General features: G+C 69.6%; 2 protein-coding genes. One reads left to right on the forward strand and one right to left on the reverse strand.

Features of this window, described 5'->3' with window-relative positions:
- Positions 1-93: 93 nt before the first annotated feature.
- Complete coding sequence (locus ACFYVR_RS09405; RefSeq protein WP_387472048.1) at positions 94-312, reverse strand: maltose regulon activator MalT; 219 nt, start codon at positions 310-312, stop codon at positions 94-96.
- Between the two features lie 198 nt (positions 313-510).
- On the opposite strand from ACFYVR_RS09405, the gene ACFYVR_RS09410 reads away from it, so the two are divergent.
- Entirely contained in the window at positions 511-1,290 is a 780-nt protein-coding gene (locus ACFYVR_RS09410; protein ID WP_387472050.1) for a DUF1906 domain-containing protein, read from the forward strand.
- The last annotated feature ends 54 nt before the right edge of the window (positions 1,291-1,344 follow it).

Genomic DNA, 1,344 nt, shown 5'->3' on the forward strand with positions numbered 1-1,344 from the left:
CCAGGGCTGCAGCATCCACCCGATGATCGTCTCGAGAATCACGCCGAATCTCGAGTCCCCACATGCGAACGTGACAAACCTAACAAAGTCCTACTAGTCCAGGCGCACCCACCGCCCGAACGGGGGCGGCCCCTCGCCGTGCACCTTGATCCGGTGCCCGGGATCGGCCGGATCGACATGCATCCACTCGTAGCCGTGGAGGACGTGCTCCTCCGCGGCCTCGGTGTCGGCGACGACGAGATCGCCGTTGGGACGCTGTTCGAACGTGAATGGGCTCTCGGGTTCGATGACCCACCATGCCTCTTTTGCCATGACGCCTCGTCCTCCTGAGGAGGTTGTTGCGGCTGGTTCGGTGCCGTTCGGGTACGCACCGAGCCTACCGCTGACCGGGGCCGGCGGGCCGGGATATCGCGTGAATCGTGAGGTCTCGCGGGATTGCTGTGACAGGGGGACACCGGTGTGCTGTGATGCAGTGGCGCCACCCCCGTCCGACGACGAATCGAGGCATCCGTGCAGGTTTCCCGGCGAGAACTGTTCAGGTACGCGGCCGTCGGATCCGCCGCACTCGGTGCCGTCGCCCTCGGGTCGACCGCGGTGGCGTCGGCGGCGCCCGGCCGAGCCACCCTGCTCGACTACTCCGGGGGCCTTCCCGACCCCGACGCGATCCGCGCCGCCGGCCACGTCGGCGCCGTTCGCTACGTCTCCGACCGACGCCCCGGCGCCGAATGGATGATCGGCAAACCGATGCTCGCCGACGAGGCCGCCGCCCTGGCCGCCGCCGGCCTCGAAGTGGTGTCCTGCTACCAGTTCGGGAAGGCCGCGACGGCCGACTGGCGCGGCGGCCTCGAGGCGGGCAAGCGGCACGCGGCCCGAGGACTCGAACTGCACCGCGCCGCAGGCGGACCCGACGGCCGCCCGATCTACGCGTCGATCGACGACAACCCCACGAGCGTCGACATCGTGACGAAGGTCGTGCCCTATCTCCTCGGCTGGGAATCCGTCGTCGGGCGTGAGAACACCGGCGTCTACGCCAATTCCGGCACCATCGACCACCTGCTCGTCACGGGGGTCGGAAGCTTCTACTGGCAGCACGACTGGGGCACGCCGGAGGGCTACGTGCACCCAGCCGCGCACCTGCACCAGTTCGAGATCGACAAGCGCACCGTCGACGGCATCGGAGTCGACCTCAACGCGATCCTCAAATCGGACTACGGGCAGTGGTCGTTGGGGGGGGGGGCCCGCCCGGGCCCCCCCCCCCCCCCCCACCCACCCCCCCCGGGGGGGGGTTAAAAATGAGTGGCAGGGACCCCGGGGGCCACGTGGGGAACGTTCGCGCCCCCACCC

The sequence above is a fragment of the Rhodococcus sp. NPDC003318 genome (genome assembly GCF_042879035.1).
Lineage (GTDB): Bacteria > Actinomycetota > Actinomycetes > Mycobacteriales > Mycobacteriaceae > Rhodococcus_G.